Here is a 20,464-nt window from a genome sequence, read left to right on the forward strand (position 1 = left end):
GCTGGGTTGCTGGGTTGCTGTGTTGCTGTGTTGCTGTGTTCTGCTTCGCTCGCAATTTCCAACTGGTTTTGCTCGCTTCGTGTTGCGTCTTGCTGGTACTCACTACTGCGGTGGTGCTCCGATGGTGTGGCCGTACCTTGCCCTTGATGGCGCCTTGAATTTCTGTTGCAAGGAGGAAAAAGGAAGGGGAACTGTCTGAGCGAAGCGAGTTTTCCCCTTCCCCTCCTTGCAACAGAAATTCAAGGGGAAGTCGCCATCTCGGGCGCGCCTTTCTTTTGCTTACTTTTCTTTGGCAAGACAAAGAAAAGTGAGTCAGCCCCGGCAGGGGATGAAACAAGGGATGGACCACCAAAAAAAACCATCCCCAACTCAAACGCATCAATCAGCCGGCGTAATGTCGATATGGCAATGCGAAGAGTGCGACCCCGCATGCGCGTCATGGTGCATGTGATCCTGCACCTCAACCCGCATCCCCAACCGCGCCAGCAGCTTGCGATCCGCATCCGCTTCCGGGTTATCCGTCGTCAGCAGCTTCTCGCCATAGAAGATCGAATTCGCCCCCGCCATAAAGCACAGAGCCTGCAGCGCATCATCCATCGCCTCACGGCCAGCCGACAAACGCACCATCGCCTTGGGCATCGTGATCCGCGCCACCGCAATCGTGCGCACAAAATCGAATGGATCGAGTTCCTCGTTGCCCGCCAGCGGCGTGCCTTCCACCTTCACCAGGTTGTTGATCGGCACCGAATCCGGATACGGCTCCATGTTCGCCAGCTCGGCGATCAGGCCCGCACGCTCGTGCACCGATTCCCCCAGCCCGACGATGCCGCCGCAGCACACATTGATGCCCGCGTCACGCACATGCTCCAGCGTGTCGAGCCGATCCTGATACGTGCGCGTGGTGATGATCTCGCCGTAGAACTCGGGCGCGGTGTCGAGGTTGTGGTTGTAGTAGTCCAGCCCCGCATCCTTCAACTGCGCAGCCTGCTCCTGCTTGAGCATGCCGAGCGTGACGCAGGTCTCCAGCCCCATCGCCTTCACACCACGCACCATGTCGGCCACGGCATCGAGTTGATGCGGCTTCGGGTTGCGCCATGCAGCGCCCATGCAGAAGCGGCTCGCGCCGTTTTGCTTGGCGCGCGATGCGGCTTCCAGCACTTCGTCGATCGGCATCAGCTTTTCAGCCTCGACGCCGGTGTCGTAGCGCGCCGATTGCGGGCAGTACGAGCAATCTTCCGGGCAGCCACCGGTCTTGATGGACAGCAGCGTCGAGAGCTGCACCGCATTCGCATCAAAGTTGGCGCGGTGCACTTGCTGTGCCTGGAACAGCAGGTCGTTGAACGGCAGCGCGAACAGCGCTTCGATGGCTTCGCGGCTCCAGCGTGCGTCGGGCGCCTGACCCGGCGTGACGGGCACCTTGGCGGCGTTCGGAACGAAGTTGAGCGGAGTGGATTGCATGAGGACTTCCTTCAAATGATTTCTTGATGCGTGGTTTCGTTGTTATGCGGGTCAGGCCGGCAGCAGCCAGTTCGGCTTGCGCTTGCCCAGGAAACTTTGCACGCCTTCGCGGCCTTCATCGGAGGCACGAATGGCGGCGATGCGTTCAGCGGTATCCGCCAGCAGCGCGTCGTTGACGGGCGCTCCGGCCACTTCGCGCACGAGGCGCTTGCTCTCGCGCACGGCGTTCGGGCTGTTGGCGACGAGCGCCGTGGTGATGTCGCTCACCTTGGCGTCGAGCGTGTCTGCGCTCACCAGTTCGTGCACGAGGCCCAGGCGATGCGCCTCGGCAGCGGAGAAGCGTTCCGCGGTGATGAAGTAGCGGCGCGAGGCCTGCTCGCCCAGCGCGCGAATCACGTACGGGCTGATGGTGGCTGGAATCAGCCCGAGCTTGGCTTCCGACAGGCAGAAGTTGGCGGTGTCGACGGCGACGACGATGTCGCACGCCGCGACTAGGCCGACGCCGCCGGCATACGTATCGCCCTGCACGCGGGCGATCACTGGCTTCGGGCATGCATAAATGCTGCGCAGCATTTCGGCCAGGCGCAGGGCATCGGCGCGGTTCTCGTCATCGGAGTAGCCGGCCATCTTCTTCATCCAGTTCAGATCGGCACCGGCGCAGAACGCAGGGCCGTTGCCGGACAGGACGATGGCGCGCACGCTGGGCTCCTGCGCGAGTGCTCGGAACGCGCCGGTCAGCTCGGCGATGACGGTCTCATTGAACGCATTGCGCACATCCGGCCGGTTGAGCGTGAGCGTGGCGACGGCGCCGTGCTGGGCGAAAGCGAGGGTCTCAAAGGCGTTCATTCCGGGTCCTTGTTGGTGTCGGCCTTGGGGTCGTCGGCGCCCGAGGCTTCTGCTGCAGGTGTGAGGGGGCCGGCAGGCAGGCCGAGTTCGCGCAGGAAGGCATCGACCTGCGGCAACCAGATGGCCAGGCCAGCATGGCTGGCGAACATGCCGTGCGAGTCGCCCTTGAAGTTGCCGAAATCCACCAGCCGCGCTTTGCCGCCCGCGCCGGTATAAGCGGCAAACATCTTCTCGGGCATGGGCTTGGGCCAGTAGCTGTCGTTATCACCATAGAACCAGAGCGACGGATAGCGCGACTGGCGGCCGTAGGTCTCAAAGGCACGCACGAGGTTGTTTTCCCAGGCGACGCAGGTGTCGTTGCGCAGGCCGCCCGCAAAGTTCACCAGGCCGCGCACGCCGGGGTAGCTGATCGTGCCAAAGGCCATCGTGGTCAGGCCGCCGTGCGACTGGCCCATGACGACGATACGGTTGCGGTCCACATACGGTTGCGCGGTCATGTAGTCGAGCGCGGCCACCACGTCTTCGGCCTGGACGAGGCCGTTCGATTCCACGTTGCAGCCGCTGCCAATATAGGCACCGCCCGACTTGGAGAAGCCCTGGCGCATCGGGATGGCCACCACGTAGCCACGCGCGACCAGCGCCGCGGCCTGCTCGTGATAGCGGGCACGCGACTGGAACGCCGCGTTGCCGCGCGACTTGCCATGGTTGAGCACGATCAGCGGGAAGGGGCCGTTACCCGCCGGCTTGTAGACGGTGGTTTCCAGCTTGATGGTGAAGATGCCCGCAGACTTGGGCACCTCCACCACTTCTTCATTGATGCCGGACGTGCTCGGCGGGCTGGACGGTTTGTCCTGCGCGTGCGCGACGGCAAGCAGCAGCGCGCAGCTGAGGGTGACACACCCTGCTGTCAAGGCGCTGCGCCACGTTCGCGCGGTGTTGCTGTTCACTGCCAATTCCTTGTTGCTGTGTTGATGGGAGTGGCGGCCCGCTTACATGCGGAACACGCCGAAGTTCATATCGCCGATCGGCGCGTTCAGGCTGGCCGACAGGCCCAGGCCCAGCACGCTGCGCGTATCCGCCGGGTCGATCACGCCGTCGTCCCACAGGCGCGCGCTGGCGTAATACGGATGGCCCTGGCGCTCGTACTGGTCGCGGATCGGCGCCTTGAAGGCGGCTTCTTCATCCACGCTCCATTGGCCGCCCTTGGCCTCGATGCCGTCGCGGCGCACGGTGGCAAGCACGCTCGCGGCCTGCTCACCGCCCATCACCGAGATGCGCGCGTTCGGCCACATCCACAGGAAGCGCGGCGAATACGCGCGCCCGCACATGCCGTAGTTGCCCGCGCCAAACGAGCCGCCGATGATGACTGTGAACTTGGGCACCTGCGCCGTCGCCACCGCCGTCACCATCTTCGCGCCGTTCTTGGCGATGCCCTCGTTCTCGTACTTGCGGCCGACCATGAAGCCCGTGATGTTCTGCAGGAACACCAGCGGGATCTTGCGCTGGCAGCACAGCTCGATGAAGTGCGCGCCTTTCAGTGCCGCTTCGGAGAACAGAATGCCGTTGTTGGCGATGATGCCGACCGGGTAGCCCCAGATGCGCGCAAAGCCGCAGACGAGCGTGGTGCCGTAGCGCGCCTTGAATTCATCGAACGCCGAGTCGTCGACGATGCGGGCGATCACCTCGCGCACGTCAAACGGCTTGCGCGTGTCGGTCGGGATCACGCCATACAACTCTTCCGCCGGAAAGCGCGGTTCGACCGGTGCATGAATCTGCACCTGCTCAGGCTTGCGGCGGTTCAGGTGCGCGACGATGCTGCGGGCCTGCGCCAGCGCGTGCGAATCGTTGTTGGCGAAGTAGTCCGCCACGCCGGACAGACGCGTGTGCACATCGGCACCGCCCAGGTCTTCAGCGCTCACCACTTCACCGGTGGCGGCCTTCACCAGCGGCGGGCCGGCCAGGAAGATCGTGCCCTGTTCCTTCACGATGATCGACTCGTCGCTCATGGCCGGCACATACGCGCCGCCGGCCGTGCACGAGCCCATCACCACCGCAATCTGCGGAATGCCCTTCGACGACAGGTTGGCCTGGTTGTAGAAGATGCGGCCGAAGTGATCGCGGTCGGGGAAGACGTCATCCTGGTTCGGCAGGTTGGCGCCGCCCGAATCGACCAGGTAGACGCAGGGCAGGTGGTTCTGCTCGGCAATCTCCTGCGCACGCAGGTGCTTCTTCACCGTCATCGGGTAATACGTGCCGCCCTTGACGGTTGCGTCATTGCAGACGATCACGCACTCCTGCCCCGAGATGCGGCCGATACCGGTGATGATGCCGGCGCCCGGTGCCGCGTCGTCGTACATGCCGTACGCCGCCATCTGCGAGAACTCCAGGAACGGCGTGCCGGGGTCGAGCAGTTGCTGCACGCGGTCGCGCGGCAGCAGCTTGCCACGGGCGAGGTGCTTGGCGCGGGCGTCGTCACCGCCGCCCTGGGCGATGCGGGCCACCTTGTCGCGCAAGTCGGCGACGAGGGTGCGCATGGCATCGGCGTTGGCCTTGAAGTCTTCGGCACGGGGGTTCAGCTTGGTGTCTAGCGTCGGCATGGCAGCAGTGCAAGAAGTGCGGTGGGGTTCAGTCAGGGAAGGTGCCGTCGACGTAGAGCCAACGGCCTTCGGCGGATTCAGCGCCGCTGGCGTCCAGGCGGACGAAGCGGCTGGTTTCATGCAGGCGATGCGCGCGGCCGCCCACCTTGTAGCGCGCGACGAATTCCACCGTCGCGTGCGTGGCGTCTTGCGGCGCGTGGTGCTTCACGTCCAGGCCGAGCCAGCGCGTGGCGGCGGCATCGGCTTCACTGGTTTCCAGATCGGCGGGGCAGGTGGACGGATGCCACGTGCTGCGCAGGTACGCCGTGTCGCCCAGCACATAGGCGCTGTAGCGCGAGCGCATGAGTTGCTCGGCCGTGGCCGGCACCGCCTCGCCCGCATGGAACGGGCCGCAGCAGCGCGCGTAGGCGTTGCCGCCGCAGGGGCAGGCGTCGGCCGGGCCGATCAGCTTGGCGTGGGGCGCGGACATCAGGCCACCAGCTCCGGCAGTTCGCGCATGTCGGTGAAGGTTTGCGCGGCACCGGCGGCGATCAGCGGGCCCGGTGCGTTGCGGCCAGCGTAGGCCAGCACCGTCATGCCGGCAGCGTGGCCGGCGGTGACGCCCGTGGGGCTGTCTTCGATCACCAGGCAACGTGACGGCGACACCCCCAGGCTGCGGGCTGCCAGCAGATACACATCAGGCGCAGGCTTGCTGCGCGCGACCTCGGTGGCCGAGAAGATGCGCACATGGGTCGGCTGGAAGTGCTCGATCAAACCGGTGCGGTTGAGTTGCAGTTCCACCTTCACACGATCGGCACCAGAGGCCACGGCCATCGGCAGGCCCAGCTTGGAGAGCACATCAATGGCGTGCGCGATATGCGGCACGGCTTCCACTTCGGCTTCGAGCAGCGCATTGCGGCGCGCATGGAAGGTGGCCAGCCAGTTCGGCGGCAGCGGCGCGCCGCGCATCTTGGCAATCGTATCCAGCTCTTCGCGCACGGCCTTGCCGAGGAAGTACTTGATGGAATCTTCCAGCGTGATCTCGATACCAAGTTCGGTCAGCATCTGCCAGATCAGGCGGTTGACGAGGGGCTCGCTGTCGACCAGCACGCCATCGCAATCAAAGAGGATGGCGTCAAAGCGTGGGTGGCGAGGTTGGGTCGCGGCGGATTGAGAGACTGCAGTCATGCTTTCTTTGTCGGTTTTTCGTAAGCGGCGACCGGCGCACCGGCCGCCTTCCAGGCGGTGAAACCGCCCTCGATATGCGCCACGCGCTCCAGCCCCATGTCCTGCACGGTCTTGGTGGCCAGCGCGCTGCGCCAGCCGGCCGCGCAGAAGAAGACGAAGGTCTTGTCCTGCGCAAATGCCGGCTTGTAATAAGGCGAGTCCGGATCGACCCAGAACTCCAGCATGCCGCGCGGGGCATGCAGAGCGTGTGGGATCACGCCATCGCGCGCTAGCTCCTGGATCTCGCGCACGTCGACAAACTGCACGTGCGGGGCGTCCAGAAGCGCACGCGCTTCGTCGACCGAGAGCGTCTGCACTTCGGACATGGCTTGGTCGACTAGCGCACGGAACCCGTTCTTCATGGCCATGGCGTTTGTCTCCTCAGATGCGTCCATCACGCAACAGCGCTTCGATCTGATCAAAGCGGTCGAAGCCCCAGAACGCTTCGCCGTCGACGATCACGTACGGCGAGCCGAACACGCCGCGCGACATCGCCAGGTCGATCTCGGCCTTGAGCTGGTCCTTGATCTGCTGGGTGCTCGCGCCGGTGTTGAGCGCGGCGCCGTCAATGCCCATTGCGTCGGCAATCTTCATCACCTCCGTCGGCTCGCCGATGTTGATGTCATCGACAAACAGCGCGCGGTAGAGCGCGCGGGCGAAGTCGATGGCGCGGTCGCCGCCGTGGTGGTCGTGTACCCACAGCGTGGCGCGCGCGGCGTATTGCGTGGGCAGGGGGAAGTGCGTCGGCTTGCGGTATTCGATGCCGTTGAAGCGTGCGGTGCGCTCGAAGTCGCGCCACGCGTAGTCGCCCTTGAGCGGCACTTGCGGCAGCGGGGAGCCGCCTGTGGTTTTGAACACGACGCCCAGCAGGATCGGGTGCCACGCCGTTGCGCGGTTGTACCGCTGGGCGAGTTCTTCCACGCGCGTGCTGGCGAAGTAGCCGTACGGCGAGGAAAAGTCGAAGTAGAAATCGATGGCCCCGTTCATGATGTGCTCCCCTTGTTGTGCTGCGGCTTCCCCAAAAAGGCCCCTACGCCAATGCGCGGGCGATCAAGATTTTTTGAATATCGCTGGTGCCTTCGTAGATCTGGCACACGCGCACATCGCGGTAGATGCGCTCCACCGGGAAGTCGCTCACGTAGCCGTAACCGCCGAAGACCTGGATGGCATCCGAACACACACGCTCGGCCATCTCGCTGGCGTTGAGCTTGGCCATGGCGGCTTCTTTCAGACACGGCCGCCCCGCGTCTTTCAGGCTGGCGGCGTGCCACACCATCTGCCGTGCTACGTCGACGCGCGTGGCCATCTCCGCCAGGCGGAACTGCACCGCCTGGTGCGCAAACAGCGGCTGGCCGAAGCTCTCGCGCTCCTTGGCATATGCCAACGCCGCCTCGAAAGCTGCGCGCGCCATGCCCACGCTCTGCGCGGCAATGCCGATGCGCCCGCCTTCCAGCCCGGACAGCGCCATCTTGTAGCCCGCGCCTTCTTCGCCCAGCAGACAATCGGCGGGGATGCGGCAATCCTCCAACACAATCTGCGCCGTGTCGGACGAATGCTGGCCGAGCTTGTCTTCGAGCCGTGCCACCACGTAGCCCGGCGTGGTGGTCGGCACCAGGAACGCGCTGATGCCACGTTTGCCGGCGGTCTTGTCCGTCACGGCCATGACGATTGCCACGTCGGCGTGCTTGCCGCTGGTGATGAACTGCTTCACGCCGTTGAGCACCCAGTGGTCGCCGTCGCCGCCTTTTTCCAATACTGCGGTGGTGCGCAGGGCCGAGGCATCGGAGCCGACGTGCGGCTCGGTCAGGCAGAACGCGCCGAGCATTTCGCCACGTGCCAGCGGCACGAGCCATTGCTGCTTCTGGGCGTCATTCGCAAACGCCATCAGCATGCTGCACACTGGGCAGTTGTTTACGCTGATGACGGTGGAGGTGCCGCCATCGCCGGCGGCAATTTCTTCCAGGATCAGCGCGAGCGATAGGTAGTCGAGCCCCGCACCGCCGAGTTCTTCCGGCACGGCCACGCCATACGCACCCAGCTCGCCCAACTGGCGGTGCACGTCTTTCGGGAAGGTCGCATCGCGGTCCCACGCGGCCGCGTGCGGTGTGATCGCCTCGCGCACGAAGGTGCGGATGGCGTCGCGGATCATCTCCTGTTCTTGGGTCAGCAACATTGTCTCAGCCTCACCATTCAATGACGCTGCCGTCGTAATTGCGGAACCCGCCGTTGTCGGCGCGCGTGGCGCTGGCAATCACGCGGCGGATGCCCGCCACGCTTTCCTGCGGCGTGATGGCCGCGCCAGCGCCGCCCATGTCGGTCTGCACCCAGCCAGGGTGGAAGGTCAGGCAAGTGGCTTTTTGCGCATCGATCGACACCCCGCGCAGCACGGCATTCACCGCTGCCTTGCTGGCGCGATAGAGCCAGCCGCCGTTGCCTTCCATATCCCCAATGCTGCCCATGCGGCTAGAGATGACGGCCAGCACGCCACCGGCTTCGTCGGCGCCCCCAGCACCATGATGGCCGGCTTCCACCATGGGCAGCACGGCGGGCAGCACGCCCATCGGCGCCCACACGTTGGTGTGCATCACCGCATCAAAGTCGGCTTGGCTGACCGGCGTGGCGCCCTGTGTACGCGGGCCATAGATGCCCGCCACGTAGATCGCCACGTCCAGTGCTTCACCGTCGAGCTTCCAGGCCAGGCCGCCGACGGCGTTGGCGTCGGTCAGGTCCAGCACATGCGTTTCTGCGCCCAGCGCCTGCAGCTCCTGTGCGGCTTCTTGCGAGCGCACGGTGGCGATCACGCGCCAGCCATCGGCACGGTACTGCTTGACGGTTTCCAGGCCGATGCCGCGCGACGCACCCAGAATGAGTGCGGTGCGCGTGCGGCGGGATGTTGCGCTTGTCATCCCGCGTTCCTTAGTAGAGTTCGATGCCGACGGCGGTCGCTTCACCTCCGCCGATGCACAGGCTCGCCACACCGCGCTTGCCGCCACGGTGTTGCAGCGCGCCCAGCAGTGTCGCGATCACGCGCGCGCCCGATGCCCCGATCGGATGGCCCAGCGCACACGCGCCGCCATTCACGTTCACCTTCTCGTGCGGGATGTGCAGGTCGTGCATCGCCGCCATCGGCACCACGGCAAAGGCTTCGTTGATCTCGAACAGATCGACATTGCCTGAGTTCCAGTCGAGCTTCTTGAACAGCTTGTCGATGGCCGTGACCGGCGCGGTGGTGAACCAGCCCGGCGCCTGTGCGTGCGTGGTGTGGCCCAGCATCACCGCCAGCGGCGTGATGCCGAGTTGCTTGGCGGTGGATTCGCGCATCATCACCAGCGCAGCGGCACCATCGTTGATCGACGAGGAGGAAGCGGCCGTCACCGTGCCGTCCTTCTTGAACGCGGGTTTGAGCGAGGGGATCTTGTCGACCTTGATGCGGCGCGGGCCTTCGTCGGTGTCGATGATCGTGTCGCCGGCCTTGCTCGATACGGTCACGGGCGTGATTTCCCAGCGGAATGCGCCGGATTCCGTAGCCTCTTGCGCGCGGCGCACGGACGTCATTGCGAAGTGGTCTTGCGCCTCGCGGGTGAAGCCGTACTTCTCGGCACAGTCTTCGCCGAAGGTGCCCATCGCGCGGCCTTTGTCGTAGGCGTCTTCCAGGCCGTCCAGCATCATGTGGTCGTAGATCATGCCGTGACCGATGCGGTAGCCGCCGCGGCCTTTCGGGATCAGGTAGGGCGCGTTGGTCATGCTTTCCATGCCGCCGGCCACAACCACATCCAGCGACCCTGCGAGCAGGGCGTCGTAGGCATTCATTGCAGCGCGCATGCCCGAGCCGCACATCTTGTTGATCGTGGTGCAGCCGACCGACAGCGGCAGGCCTGCGCCGAGTGCTGCCTGGCGTGCGGGCGCCTGGCCCTGGCCGGCGGGCAGCACGCAACCCATGATGACTTCTTCAATCTGTTCCGGCTTCAGGCCGGCGCGCTCGACTGCTGCGCGGATGGCGGCGGCGCCGAGTTGCGGAGCAGTGAGGCTGGCGAGTTCGCCCTGAAAGGCGCCCATCGGGGTGCGGGCTGCTGAGGCGATGACGATGCGGTCGGACATTTCTGCAATCTCCTGGTGCTGTGCTTGGGACATGGTTCTGCACTTGTGGTGCAGGTTCTGTGTGTCTCTTGCTTGGGGATTTGTTCTTGTGGTGCATCCCCTGTTTTCATCCCCTGCCGGGGCTGACTCACTTTCTTTGTCTTGCCAAAGAAAGTAAGCAAAGAAAGGCGCGCCCGAGATGGCGACACCCTCCTTGAATTTTTGTAACCGTGCGGAGACGGGGAAAACTCGCTGCGCTCAGACAGTTCCCCGTCTTTTTTCCGCCCGCTTACAAAAATTCAAGGCGCCATCAAGGGCAGGAAGGTCAACGGCCAAACCGTTGGTGTGCGTGCTCTGTCAGGCTCTTGTGTGTTGCTGTTGCTGTTGCTGTTGCTGTTGCTGTTGCTGTTGCTGTTGCTTTGCGTCTTGCCGCGTACCTAATACTGCGTTTGTGCGTCGATGGTGTTGCCGTTGTTGCCCTAGATGGCGCCTTGAATTTCTGTTGCAGGGAGGAAAAAGGAAGGGAAACTGTTTGAGCGCAGCGAGTTTTTCCCTTCCCCTCCCTGCGACAGAAATTCAAGGGGAAGCCGCCATCTCGGGCGCGCCTTTCTTTGCTTACTTTCTTTGGCAAGACAAAGAAAGTGAGTCAGCCCCGGCAGGGGATGAAACAAGGGATGGACCACCAACAAAAAGCCACCCCTGAACAGCCAAACTAAAAATCAAAACCCAACCGGCGTAGGCGCACTCCCATCCTTGCCATAGTTCAGCCAGGCATCCGAAAGCTGCGCATGCAGTTCCTCATTGGAATTCACCGCCATGCCCAGATTGCGCAACATCCCGTCCTTCACGCCGTAAATCCAGCCATGCACTGTCAGCGGCTGCCCACGATCCCAGGCGTCCTGCACGATCGTCGTCAGGCACACGTTGTTGACCTGGTGAATCACGTTCAGCTCGCACAGGCGGTCATGGCGCGACTGATCGTTGACCACCGTGCCGAGATACGTTTCGTGCTGCTCCGCCACGTCACGCACGTGACGAATCCAGTTGTCCGCCAGCCCGAAGCGCTGCTTGGTCAGCGCAGCCTTCACACCCGAGCAACCGTAGTGGCCCACCACGGTGATGTGCCGGATCTTCAGCACTTCCACCGCAAACTGCAGCACCGACAGGCAGTTCAAGTCCGAGTGCACCACCACGTTGGCGATGTTGCGGTGGACGAACACCTCACCCGGCGGCAGGCCGATGATCTGGTTGGCAGGCACGCGCGAATCCGAACAGCCGATCCACAGGTATTCCGGGTTTTGCTGGTTGGCCAGGCTCGAGAAGAATTCCGGGTCTTCAGCGTTGACGCGCTCGACCCACTTGCGGTTGTTCTCGAAGAGTTCTTTGATGCGATGTGGCATGTTTTCCCGTCGTGTTGAGAGAGTTAGGCGGCGGCGCGTTGCAGCGTTGTTGTGACCTGTTCGGTCGTGTGTTCGGCTGCAGTCCCCTGTGCGCCGGCGCCGTATCGGTTGACGAAGCGTTCGCTTGCGTCATACGCGTAGAAATCGTGAGTCTGTCCAGACAGCAGGCGTTCCTTGTAGGACTGCCACATGGCCGGGTCGAAAAAGTCTGCGTGGTGCCTGAGGAAGGCTTCGCGCACGCGCGGGTCGCCCAGCAGGAACGTGCCGTACGTCTCCGGAAAGATGTCGTGCGGGCCAACGCTGTACCAGACCTCGCCCGACATCTCTTCCTCTTCGGTGCGCGCTTGCGGGACCTTGCGGACATTGCAATCGGTGAGGTATTCGATCTCGTCGTAGTCGTAGAAGACCACGCGGCCGTGGCGCGTCACGCCAAAGTTCTTGTACAGCATGTCGCCGGGGAAGATGTTCGCGGCGATCAGTTCCTTGATGGCGTTGCCGTATTCGATGATGCCGTGCTCGACCTGCGCATCGGTGCCTTCGTGCAGCCAGATGTTCAGCGGCGTCATGCGGCGCTCGATGTAGACGTGGCGGATGACGATCTCTTGGCTGCCGTCTTCACCGCGCTGGTACTCGACCATCGAGGGGGCATGCTTCTCCAGCTCCTTGATGAGTTCTTCATCAAAGCGCGACAGCGGAAAGGCCACGTCGGAGTACTCCAGCGTATCGGCCATGCGGCCCACGCGGTCGTGGCGCTTGACGAGCTGGTACTTGCTTTTGATCAGCTCGCGCGTGGTTTCCTTCGGCGGCGGGAAGTAGTCCTTGATGACCTTGAAGACGTACGGGTACGACGGCAGCGTGAACACCAGCATCACCAGCCCCTTGATCCCGGGCGCGATGATGAACTTGTCCGACGAGTGCTGCTGGTGGTGGAGGAAATCCCGGTAGAACAGGTTCTTGCCCTGCTTCTGCAGACCGAGCGAGGTGTAGATCTCGGCGCGCGGCTTGCGCGGCATCAGGTCACGCAGGAAGGTCACGTAGGCCGACGGAATCTCCATGTCCACCATGAAGTACGAGTGCGTGAACGAGAACAGGATCATCAACTGTTCCGGGCGCAGCAGCACGCTGTCCAGTCGCAGCTGGCCGTCGGGGTTGCGCATGATCGGCACCGCCAGCGGGTACGTCTTGTCGCCGTTGATGACGCGCCCGATGATGTACGCCGCCGTGTTGCGGAAGAACAGCGACGACAGCACGTGGATCTGGAAATTCGGCGCGATGCGGAATTCGCCAAAGTGCTCGGTCACGGCGCGCACCACGTAGCCGACGTCGCGCGGCAGGTCTTCAAATGGCGTCTGCAACTGGAAGTTGTGGACGATGCGCTCAAGGCAGGCACCCAGGCCGTCGCGCGTGCCGGGGTAATAGGCGCGGTACGTCGGCTTGGTGGGCGACTCTTCGTTCTCGATGTATTCCGTCGAGACGGCCGGCCGCACGAAGATGAAATCGTTGTTGAAGTACGAGCGGTGCAGGATGCGCGTGCACACCGAGTTGAAGAAGGTCTCGGCGCACTCGGGCTGGTGATGGTTGGTCAGCAGGCCGATGAAGTGCAGCTTGATCTGGCGCCAGATCTCGTCGTCGATGTTCTCGGCGTCGTATTCATCTTCCAGGATGACCGACGCTTCGCGCACACGCTCGTCGTAGTAGGCGATGCGGTCGCGCTGCAATTGCTGCATGGCCGCCCAGTCCCCGTGCTCGAAGGCCGCCTTGGCCTCAATGCAGACCTCGCGGAACAAGCGGTAGTGCTTGTCGAAGCCGTCGAGCATCGTACGGGCGACGTCAAAGGCAATCTGCGAGGACAGGAGCTTGGGGAAATGGGACATGGCGTGTGCGCGGGGGAGGGCGGGAGAGCGACAAAAAACCGGCAAACCAGGAAGACCTAGATTGTATGGCCTTCGCTGCTGCGTTCGCGTCCTACAAACCGTTCCGCCTCCTTATCCGTTTGGCCGATGGCCCATGCCATCAGCCCACCCGTGCCCGCCTTACATCGTTTCTGCGTACAGCTCCCGGCCAATCAGCATGCGGCGGATTTCCGAGGTGCCGGCGCCAATCTCGTACAGCTTGGCGTCGCGCCACAGGCGGCCAACCGGGAATTCGTTGATGTAGCCGTTGCCACCCAGAATCTGGATGGCTTCGCCGGCCATCCAGGTGGCCTTCTCGGCGGTATAGAGGATCACACCAGCGCAGTCCTTGCGCACCTGGCGCACGTGGTCGCGGCCCAGCGAATCGAGGTTCTTGCCGACCGTGTACAGGTAGGCGCGGCACGCCTGCAGCGTCGTGTACATGTCGGCGATCTTGCCCTGGATGAGCTGGAATTCACCAATGCTCTGGCCGAATTGCTTGCGGTCGTGGATGTACGGTGTGACCACGTCCATGCAGGCCTGCATGATGCCGATCGGGCCGCCGGAGAGCACCGCGCGCTCGTAGTCCAGACCGCTCATCAGCACCTTGGTGCCGCCGTTTTCCTGGCCGAGGATGTTCTCCACCGGCACTTCCACGTTGTCGAACACCAGCTCGCCCGTGTGCGAGCCGCGCATGCCGAGCTTGTCCAGCTTCTGCGCTACCGAGAAGCCCTTCATGCCCTTTTCGACAATGAACGCCGTCATGCCGCGCGCGCCCAGCTCGGGCTCGGTCTTGGCGTAGACGACCAGCACGTCGCAGTCGGGGCCGTTGGTGATCCACATCTTGGTGCCGTTGAGCACGTAGCGGTCGCCCTTGAGTTCAGCGCGCAGCTTCATGCTGACGACGTCGGAGCCGGCATTCGGCTCGCTCATGGCCAGCGCGCCCACCCATTCACCGGACACCAGCTTGGGCAAGTACTTGGCCTTTTGGGCCGGCGTGCCGTTGCGGTGGATCTGGTTGACGCACAGGTTCGAGTGCGCCCCATACGACAGGCCGACCGACGCCGAGGCGCGGCTGATTTCTTCCATGGCGATCATGTGCGCCAGGTAGCCCATGTTGGCGCCGCCGTATTCCTCGGCCACCGTGATGCCGAGCACGCCAAGGTCGCCCATCTTGCGCCACGCATCCATCGGGAACTGGTCGGTGCGGTCGATCTCGCCCGCACGCGGTGCCAGCTCGCCCTGTGCCCAGTCGCGCACGGCCGAACGCAGCATCTCGATGTCTTCGCCCAAGTCGAATTTCAGGCCGGGCAGGTCAATCATGGTGGGTCTCCTTGGGCGCGTGCATGGAAATCAGGCCGCGCGTGTCTCTGGGTAAGTGTTCTGGCGCTGTGATGTGCACGCCGCTTGTGACGGGCGCACCGACGCCGGGAGGGGGCTACAGGGTGTTGCGTATTGTATTGACGTTTACGTAAACGTCAATAAGCGTCAACTACGTAAAGTTGCGGAATCAGGCCGCCTTGCGTCGCTTCGGCGGCTTGGCTGTGCCTGCCTGGGCGTCTTCCAGCAGGCGACGGCATTGGCGCTCGTGCTGGTCGATTTCGGCCAGTTGGGCATTCAGGTCATCCAACTGCTGCGTGAGTACCGCACGATGTTGCGCCAGTGACGCCAGGAAGCGCTCCAGTTGCGGCACCGTATCGCGCGGCGATTCGTACAGATCCAGGATCTCCTTGATCTCGCCCAGCGACAGCCCGAGCCGCTTGCCGCGCAAGGTCAGCTTCAGGCGCGTGCGCTCGCCGGCGGAATACACGCGACGGCGCCCGCCCGGGCCCTGGCGATCCGGCGCCAGCAGGCCCTGGTCTTCGTAGAAGCGGATGGCGCGCGGCGTGATGTCGAACTCGCGCGCGAGGTCGGTGATGGTGTAGCTGGCGTCGGCCGGGGCGTCAGTCAGGCAGGCGTCGCCCGATTCGAGATCAGCGGCAAGCGCGGCGGTGGCAGACGAAGTGGAGACGGACATACGGCGGAGAATCCAGTGATGGCTGAAGCACGCCGGGCAGTGTCATTAAGTTTTCGCTTAAGATGGATGACCGGCGGCGAATTGACGTTTACGTTAGCGTCAATGGCGCCAAACCGCAATCGCAGAGACCGCTTGACGGTAGACCCCAAGGCGGCGACCGAGACCACATCCTCATGAACGCGCTCGAACACCAACTCGACTATCCCTTTGGCGACACGCTTCCCGAAGGCGGCACGCGGTTTGAAGTCGCCCCCGGCATCTACTGGCTGCGCATGCCGCTGCCGTTTGCGCTCGATCACATCAACCTCTGGCTGCTGCGCGATCATCAGGACGGGCAAGACGGCTGGACCATCATCGACTGCGGCATCAACCACGAAGCCATTCGCGGGTATTGGGAAACCATCTTCGCGCACCACCTCGACGGTCTGCCGGTGCTGCGCGTGCTGGTTACGCACTGCCATCCGGATCACGTCGGCCTCTCCAACTGGCTGTGCGAAGGCGGTGATGCCAAGCGCTGGAACGTGCGCCTGTGGATGAGCCTGGGCGACTACGCTTTCGCCCGCATGCTGGTCGGCGGCACCGGTGCATCGAACGCCGGCGGAGAATTTGCTGCACGCCACTTTGCCAAGCACGGCCTGACGGACGAAGCCTCCATCGACGGCATCCGCAACCGCAAGGATTACTACAGCACGCTGGTGCCGGGCATCCCGGGCCAGTACCGCCGCTTGATGGACGGCGACACCGTCACCATCGGCCGCCACAACTGGCGCGTCATCACCGGCTTTGGCCACGCGCCCGAGCACGTCGCGCTCTACAGTGATGATGCCAATGTGCTGATCTCCGGTGACATGGTCCTGCCGCGCATCTCTACCAACGTGAGCGTGTTCGATCTGGAACCCGAGGCCGATCCGCTCACGCTGTATCTCGATTCGCTCGGCAAGTACGCGCCGCTGCCGGCCGACGTGCTGATCCTGCCGTCGCACGGGCGGCCGTTCCGCGGGCTGCATACGCGTATCCAGCAACTGCGTGATCACCACGTCGACCGCCTGGCCGACACGCTGGCTGCGTGCAAGGCGGCACCGCAATCCGCACGCGACATCGTCAACGTCATCTTCAAGCGCCAGTTCGACGTGCACCAGATGACCTTCGCCATGGGCGAGGCGCTGGCGCACCTGCACGCCTTATGGCACCGTGGTGAACTGGTGCGCGAAACCGGCACCGACGGCATTGTCCGCTTTCACGCAGTTGCATAACACGCGCATAACCCGGAGCCCCCATGGCTGACCAGCACGATGTTCTCGACGACAGCGCCATGGTCTTGCCGTTTCCGGCACAGACCCCCACGGCGCCGTACTACGCAGTGATCTTTGCCTCCACCCGCACGGATGGCGACAACGGCTATGGTGCGATGGCCGATCGCATGGTCGAGCTGGCGCGCGACATGCCGGGCTTTCTGGGTATCGAATCCGTGCGCGACGAAGCCGCAACGGAGCAGGGGCGGCCGGGCATCACGGTGTCGTACTGGTCGTCATTGGAAGCCATTCGCGAATGGAAGAACCAAGTCGAGCACCTGGCCGCGCAGAAGATGGGCCGCGAGAAGTGGTATGAAACGTATCACCTGCGGATCGCCAAAGTGGAATACGACTACGGGTTTGAGCGCTGACAGCAGGAATAGCCTGATCGCACCGCACGCCAATCTGCGGCCACCCGTTTTAGGATTCTTCTCATTTTCTGAAGGGGCGCACTCCATAACAATCGGCTCAACATCTTCTTAACGTGTTGAGCGTGCAATGGCCCGAACGATCACGCTGCGCAGTGATCGTGAGGACGCCCCCCCGCGGTTACCGCAGTTTCTCCCGCAGTTCCCCCTTTCCCCGATTTTTCTGCTGGTGCTGGGCGCCATGTCGCCAGCGGCCTTTGCCATTGAGCAAAAGAGCGCCGAGGGCAGGCTAGGCACGGCAAGCAACGACAAAACCGTCACGTTTGATGCCGACGCCTTGCGCGCGCGCGGCATCGACCCGGCACTGGCCGCGTACTTCAGCCAATCCAGCCGTTTCACGCCCGGCGTGCAGCGCGTCAAGCTGTTCGTCAACGATGTGCCGCACGGCGCGGTGATGGCGCGTTTCGATGGCGATGGCCAGCTTTGTATCGACCGCACGCTGTTGGAGCGCGGTGGCCTGCAGGTGCCGGCGGCCCTGCAAGGCGGCGCGGCGCCCGCCTGTTACGACTATCGCCAAGACGTGCCGCAGGCCGAGATCGAGCTCGACCCCGGTGCGAATACGATACGCATGGTGGTGCCACAAGAGGCGATGAAGTCCATGGGCTCATCGTCGGGCACGTATGCCACGGGCGGCACGGCCGCCATGCTCAACTACAGCGTGCTGGGCATGACCAACCGCAGCGGCGGGGCCAACAGCAATTTTGTGTTCGGCGATGGCGAGGTGGGCGTGAACGCAGGCGACTGGATCGTCCGCAGCCGCCACAGCTATACCTCGCAGAACGGCAGCGCCAGCACCGATCATCTCTACACGTACGCGCAGAAGACCTTCGTCGATCGCAAAGCGATGGTGCAGGCCGGGCAGATCAACGTGACGAATACCCTGTTGCCGGTGCCGTCGATCACGGGCGTGCAATACGCGCCGGATCAGGCGCTGGTGCCGCAGCAGGGCGGGCCGTCGTTCGAGGGGATCGCCAACAGCCAGGCGCGTGTGGATGTGCGCCAGATGGGCGTGCTGATCTACTCCACGGTGGTGCCGGCGGGGCCGTTCACGTTATCGAGTCTGCCGCTGGTGAGCGCGTCGGCGGATCTGGAAGTGGTGCTGACCGAGGCCGACGGCCAGCAGCGCCGCTACAACGTGCCGGCGGCATCGCTGCGGCCGGGCGCGCGTCCGGCGCAGGGGTTGTCCGTGGCCGTGGGCAAGGTGCGCGATGTAAGCCATGCGGGCACTCGCCAGCCCGCGCTGGTGACCGCCACCCAAGGCTGGAATGTGTCCGAGCGCCACAACGTAACGGCTTCCGGGCTGGTGACGTCGGGCTATCAGGCCGCTGCGGCGGGCTTGAATTCAGTCGTTTCCAACCGTGTGTCGGCCAACGTGCAGTCGATCGTGTCGAACGCCCAGCGCGAGAACCTGCGTGGCGTCAACGTGAGCGGCTCGGTCAACGTCCAATTGGCAGAGAGCTGGTCGGCGGGCGTGAGCATGACGCAGCAGAGCCAGGGTTATCGGGACGTGAGCGATACGCTGTCCGACTCGCCCTCGGGCACCTCTGCGCGTTTTCGCAGCCAGTACACCGCGTCGATGAGCTGGCAGCACGCGAGCCTGGGTGGCATTTCCGCGTCGTATTCGCGTGGCAGCACGTATTACGGTGCGAGCACGCAGTACGCGGTGGCAAGCTGGAGTCGCAAGGTCGGCCCCGGCACGTTGTCAGTCAATCTGGAAAAAGACCTGAGCAGTGCGCGCACGCGCAATGTGCCGGCGGCGGGTCAGGACAGCTTCCGTTTTTATGCGATGTACAGCCTGCCGTTGGGCAAGGCTTCCGTGCAGAGCTACGCCTCCAACACGGGTGGCAGCACGCGCTTTGGCACCGGCGTGTCGCAAACGGTGAATGACACGCTGAGCTACTCCGCCCGCGCTGAAACCAACCCCAGCGGCCACGGCCCCAACCTCAGCGGCTCGGCAACGATCACGCCGCGCTACACGCGGGCCATGGTGTCGTACTCGCAGACGGGTGCCAATAACGCGACCTACTCCGGCCAGTTGCAGGGCGGTCTGGTGGTGACGCGCGCGGGGCTGACGCTGTCGCCGTACCAGGTGGGCGACACCTTTGGCGTGGTGAAAACGGGCGACCTGTCCGGCGTGCGCATCAGCACACCGCAGGGCACCGTGTGGACGGATGCGGGCGGGCGGGCGGTCATTCCTTCGCTGTCGCCTTATCGGCAATCGCGCGTGGAGCTGCTGACCAAGAGCCTGCCGCGCAACATCGACATCAACAACGGCATTGAGTACATCGATGCCGGACGCGGCTCGGTGCACGTCGTGGAGTTTGGCGTGAACAAGGTGCGCCGCGTGCTGGTGCGTGCCACGCTGGCAGATGGCTCGCCGCTGCCCGCCGCCTTGCCTGTGCTCGACGCCGACAACCGCTACGTCACCACCTCGGTGGGCGATGGCACGGTGTTCCTGGACAACGCCCCTGAATCGGCCCTGCACGTCAAGTTGCCCGATGACCGCGTCTGCCGCATCGAGGTCAACTTGCCAGCCACCCCGGACGCTAACCGCCCCTTCGATACCGTGCCCGGCGTCTGCAAGCTCTGATGCCACGCACGATGTGATTACGGAAAACAGGCCCTGACCATGATGCCCCTTCGCTCCACCGTGCTGCCCTGGCTATTCGGCGCGCTTTGCCTTGCCCTGAGTGCCACTGCATCGGCGGCGGATTGCACTGCGGTGCTGTCCGACTCCAACGTGGATTTCGGCCAGATGCGCCCGGACGCCAGCAAACACGCCAAGCACATCCGCCCCAGCCCGGTCCAGCGCATCTACACCGCGCTGTGCAAGGCGCCTGCGCAGATGAACCTGGTGTTTCGCACCCCAGCCGCAGGGACCAACGGCACGGGCGAGGCGCGCGACGCCCTCAAATTTGGCGACCGCGGCACCTACCGCGTGCGCGTGCTCAATGCGCGGTTGGATGGCGCCCCCGTGCAACTCGCGCGCCTGCCCGCCATCGGCCAGCCTCCCGGCGAGGCCCCCACCAGCGAACTGACGCTCAAACCGAGCGACATCCTCGCCCCCGTGCAAGGTCAGCAACTGCTGCGCGGTGAGCGTCTTGACGTCACGTTGCAGATCTCGGCCCGCATACCGGTCGATGCCATGAGCGTGATTCAAACCGTGACATTTGATGCGGTCGGGCAATTGTCACTTGACGTGCGTTGACAGCAATTCACAGGGGTTTCGGAGCTTTCTGATTCGTGTAGGT

The 20,464-nt window shown here is 63.9% G+C and carries 20 protein-coding genes; 5 read left to right on the forward strand and 15 right to left on the reverse strand.

Annotated elements, in window-relative coordinates:
• Positions 1-199: hypothetical protein (locus PI87_RS29605; protein ID WP_232314016.1), on the forward strand; the 199-nt coding region annotated here is incomplete at its 5' end.
• Positions 200-378: 179 nt separating this feature from the next.
• Here PI87_RS29605 and bioB read toward each other — a convergent pair.
• From bioB to PI87_RS16995, 15 genes are all read right to left on the reverse strand, one after another.
• Positions 379-1,458: a biotin synthase BioB gene (bioB, locus tag PI87_RS16925; protein ID WP_039598895.1), complete on the reverse strand. Its 1,080-nt coding sequence runs from the start codon at positions 1,456-1,458 to the stop codon at positions 379-381.
• A 51-nt stretch (positions 1,459-1,509) separates the two neighbouring features.
• Complete coding sequence (locus tag PI87_RS16930) at positions 1,510-2,304, reverse strand: enoyl-CoA hydratase/isomerase family protein (protein ID WP_039598896.1); 795 nt, start codon at positions 2,302-2,304, stop codon at positions 1,510-1,512.
• On the reverse strand, positions 2,301-3,251 hold the full coding sequence (locus PI87_RS16935; protein WP_039598897.1) for a dienelactone hydrolase family protein: 951 nt from the start codon (positions 3,249-3,251) through the stop codon (positions 2,301-2,303). The genes PI87_RS16930 and PI87_RS16935 overlap by 4 nt, the downstream gene beginning before the upstream one ends.
• Positions 3,252-3,293: 42 nt before the next feature.
• A complete protein-coding gene (locus tag PI87_RS16940) occupies positions 3,294-4,901 on the reverse strand; it encodes a carboxyl transferase domain-containing protein (RefSeq protein ID WP_039598898.1) in 1,608 nt (535 codons plus the stop codon).
• Between the two features lie 28 nt (positions 4,902-4,929).
• Positions 4,930-5,370 carry a YchJ family protein gene (locus PI87_RS16945; RefSeq protein WP_039598899.1) on the reverse strand — a complete coding sequence of 147 codons (441 nt, stop codon included), beginning with the start codon at positions 5,368-5,370 and terminating at the stop codon, positions 4,930-4,932.
• Entirely contained in the window at positions 5,370-6,068 is a 699-nt protein-coding gene (locus PI87_RS16950) for an HAD family hydrolase (protein WP_039598900.1), read from the reverse strand. The genes PI87_RS16945 and PI87_RS16950 overlap by 1 nt, the downstream gene beginning before the upstream one ends.
• Positions 6,065-6,475, reverse strand: coding sequence for a rhodanese-like domain-containing protein (locus PI87_RS16955; protein WP_039598901.1), 411 nt, complete (start codon positions 6,473-6,475; stop codon positions 6,065-6,067). The genes PI87_RS16950 and PI87_RS16955 overlap by 4 nt, the downstream gene beginning before the upstream one ends.
• Before the next feature lie 13 nt (positions 6,476-6,488).
• Positions 6,489-7,094 carry a 2-hydroxychromene-2-carboxylate isomerase gene (locus PI87_RS16960; protein ID WP_039598902.1) on the reverse strand — a complete coding sequence of 202 codons (606 nt, stop codon included), beginning with the start codon at positions 7,092-7,094 and terminating at the stop codon, positions 6,489-6,491.
• A gap of 43 nt (positions 7,095-7,137) precedes the next feature.
• Positions 7,138-8,280, reverse strand: a complete 1,143-nt coding sequence (locus tag PI87_RS16965) for an acyl-CoA dehydrogenase family protein (RefSeq protein WP_039598903.1) — start codon at positions 8,278-8,280, stop codon at positions 7,138-7,140.
• A gap of 10 nt (positions 8,281-8,290) precedes the next feature.
• On the reverse strand, positions 8,291-9,013 hold the full coding sequence (locus tag PI87_RS16970; protein ID WP_039598904.1) for an SDR family oxidoreductase: 723 nt from the start codon (positions 9,011-9,013) through the stop codon (positions 8,291-8,293).
• Positions 9,014-9,023: 10 nt separating this feature from the next.
• A complete protein-coding gene (locus tag PI87_RS16975) occupies positions 9,024-10,205 on the reverse strand; it encodes an acetyl-CoA C-acetyltransferase (protein WP_039598905.1) in 1,182 nt (393 codons plus the stop codon).
• Positions 10,206-10,903: 698 nt separating this feature from the next.
• Positions 10,904-11,584: a carbonate dehydratase gene (gene can, locus PI87_RS16980; protein WP_039598906.1), complete on the reverse strand. Its 681-nt coding sequence runs from the start codon at positions 11,582-11,584 to the stop codon at positions 10,904-10,906.
• 23 nt (positions 11,585-11,607) lie between these two features.
• Positions 11,608-13,458, reverse strand: coding sequence for a bifunctional isocitrate dehydrogenase kinase/phosphatase (gene aceK / locus PI87_RS16985; RefSeq protein ID WP_039598907.1), 1,851 nt, complete (start codon positions 13,456-13,458; stop codon positions 11,608-11,610).
• Between the two features lie 159 nt (positions 13,459-13,617).
• Positions 13,618-14,799, reverse strand: coding sequence for an isovaleryl-CoA dehydrogenase (locus PI87_RS16990; protein WP_039598908.1), 1,182 nt, complete (start codon positions 14,797-14,799; stop codon positions 13,618-13,620).
• 187 nt (positions 14,800-14,986) lie between these two features.
• A complete protein-coding gene (locus PI87_RS16995; RefSeq protein WP_039598909.1) occupies positions 14,987-15,493 on the reverse strand; it encodes a MerR family transcriptional regulator in 507 nt (168 codons plus the stop codon).
• 173 nt (positions 15,494-15,666) lie between these two features.
• On the opposite strand from PI87_RS16995, the gene PI87_RS17000 reads away from it, so the two are divergent.
• The 4 genes from PI87_RS17000 to PI87_RS17015 all read left to right on the forward strand — a co-directional run bounded on the left by PI87_RS17000 (position 15,667) and on the right by PI87_RS17015 (position 20,421).
• Positions 15,667-16,746: an MBL fold metallo-hydrolase gene (locus PI87_RS17000; protein WP_039598910.1), complete on the forward strand. Its 1,080-nt coding sequence runs from the start codon at positions 15,667-15,669 to the stop codon at positions 16,744-16,746.
• Between the two features lie 23 nt (positions 16,747-16,769).
• On the forward strand, positions 16,770-17,156 hold the full coding sequence (locus PI87_RS17005; RefSeq protein WP_039598911.1) for an antibiotic biosynthesis monooxygenase family protein: 387 nt from the start codon (positions 16,770-16,772) through the stop codon (positions 17,154-17,156).
• Between the two features lie 127 nt (positions 17,157-17,283).
• Positions 17,284-19,803 (forward strand): fimbria/pilus outer membrane usher protein, encoded by a 2,520-nt coding sequence (locus PI87_RS17010; protein ID WP_052321582.1) that lies wholly within the window; start codon positions 17,284-17,286, stop codon positions 19,801-19,803.
• Positions 19,804-19,842: 39 nt separating this feature from the next.
• Complete coding sequence (locus PI87_RS17015) at positions 19,843-20,421, forward strand: hypothetical protein (RefSeq protein WP_039598912.1); 579 nt, start codon at positions 19,843-19,845, stop codon at positions 20,419-20,421.
• The last annotated feature ends 43 nt before the right edge of the window (positions 20,422-20,464 follow it).

The sequence above is a fragment of the Ralstonia sp. A12 genome, assembly GCF_000801955.1.
In the GTDB taxonomy this organism is placed as follows: Bacteria; Pseudomonadota; Gammaproteobacteria; order Burkholderiales; family Burkholderiaceae; genus Ralstonia.

What these genes read in the sequence shown, in the direction of transcription:
- PI87_RS17005 (WP_039598911.1), top strand. Translation starts at nt 16,770, where the DNA reads ATGGCTGACCAGCACGATGTTCTCGACGACAGCGCCATGGTCTTGCCG.
- PI87_RS16990 (WP_039598908.1), bottom strand. Translation starts at nt 14,799, where the DNA reads ATGATTGACCTGCCCGGCCTGAAATTCGACTTGGGCGAAGACATCGAG.
- PI87_RS16930 (WP_039598896.1), bottom strand. Translation starts at nt 2,304, where the DNA reads ATGAACGCCTTTGAGACCCTCGCTTTCGCCCAGCACGGCGCCGTCGCC.
- PI87_RS16945 (WP_039598899.1), bottom strand. Translation starts at nt 5,370, where the DNA reads ATGTCCGCGCCCCACGCCAAGCTGATCGGCCCGGCCGACGCCTGCCCC.
- PI87_RS16975 (WP_039598905.1), bottom strand. Translation starts at nt 10,205, where the DNA reads ATGTCCGACCGCATCGTCATCGCCTCAGCAGCCCGCACCCCGATGGGC.
- PI87_RS17000 (WP_039598910.1), top strand. Translation starts at nt 15,667, where the DNA reads ATGAACGCGCTCGAACACCAACTCGACTATCCCTTTGGCGACACGCTT.
- PI87_RS16955 (WP_039598901.1), bottom strand. Translation starts at nt 6,475, where the DNA reads ATGGCCATGAAGAACGGGTTCCGTGCGCTAGTCGACCAAGCCATGTCC.
- PI87_RS16970 (WP_039598904.1), bottom strand. Translation starts at nt 9,013, where the DNA reads ATGACAAGCGCAACATCCCGCCGCACGCGCACCGCACTCATTCTGGGT.
- PI87_RS16995 (WP_039598909.1), bottom strand. Translation starts at nt 15,493, where the DNA reads ATGTCCGTCTCCACTTCGTCTGCCACCGCCGCGCTTGCCGCTGATCTC.
- aceK (WP_039598907.1), bottom strand. Translation starts at nt 13,458, where the DNA reads ATGTCCCATTTCCCCAAGCTCCTGTCCTCGCAGATTGCCTTTGACGTC.
- PI87_RS17015 (WP_039598912.1), top strand. Translation starts at nt 19,843, where the DNA reads ATGATGCCCCTTCGCTCCACCGTGCTGCCCTGGCTATTCGGCGCGCTT.
- PI87_RS16960 (WP_039598902.1), bottom strand. Translation starts at nt 7,094, where the DNA reads ATGAACGGGGCCATCGATTTCTACTTCGACTTTTCCTCGCCGTACGGC.
- can (WP_039598906.1), bottom strand. Translation starts at nt 11,584, where the DNA reads ATGCCACATCGCATCAAAGAACTCTTCGAGAACAACCGCAAGTGGGTC.
- PI87_RS16940 (WP_039598898.1), bottom strand. Translation starts at nt 4,901, where the DNA reads ATGCCGACGCTAGACACCAAGCTGAACCCCCGTGCCGAAGACTTCAAG.
- PI87_RS17010 (WP_052321582.1), top strand. Translation starts at nt 17,284, where the DNA reads ATGGCCCGAACGATCACGCTGCGCAGTGATCGTGAGGACGCCCCCCCG.
- bioB (WP_039598895.1), bottom strand. Translation starts at nt 1,458, where the DNA reads ATGCAATCCACTCCGCTCAACTTCGTTCCGAACGCCGCCAAGGTGCCC.
- PI87_RS16965 (WP_039598903.1), bottom strand. Translation starts at nt 8,280, where the DNA reads ATGTTGCTGACCCAAGAACAGGAGATGATCCGCGACGCCATCCGCACC.
- PI87_RS16950 (WP_039598900.1), bottom strand. Translation starts at nt 6,068, where the DNA reads ATGACTGCAGTCTCTCAATCCGCCGCGACCCAACCTCGCCACCCACGC.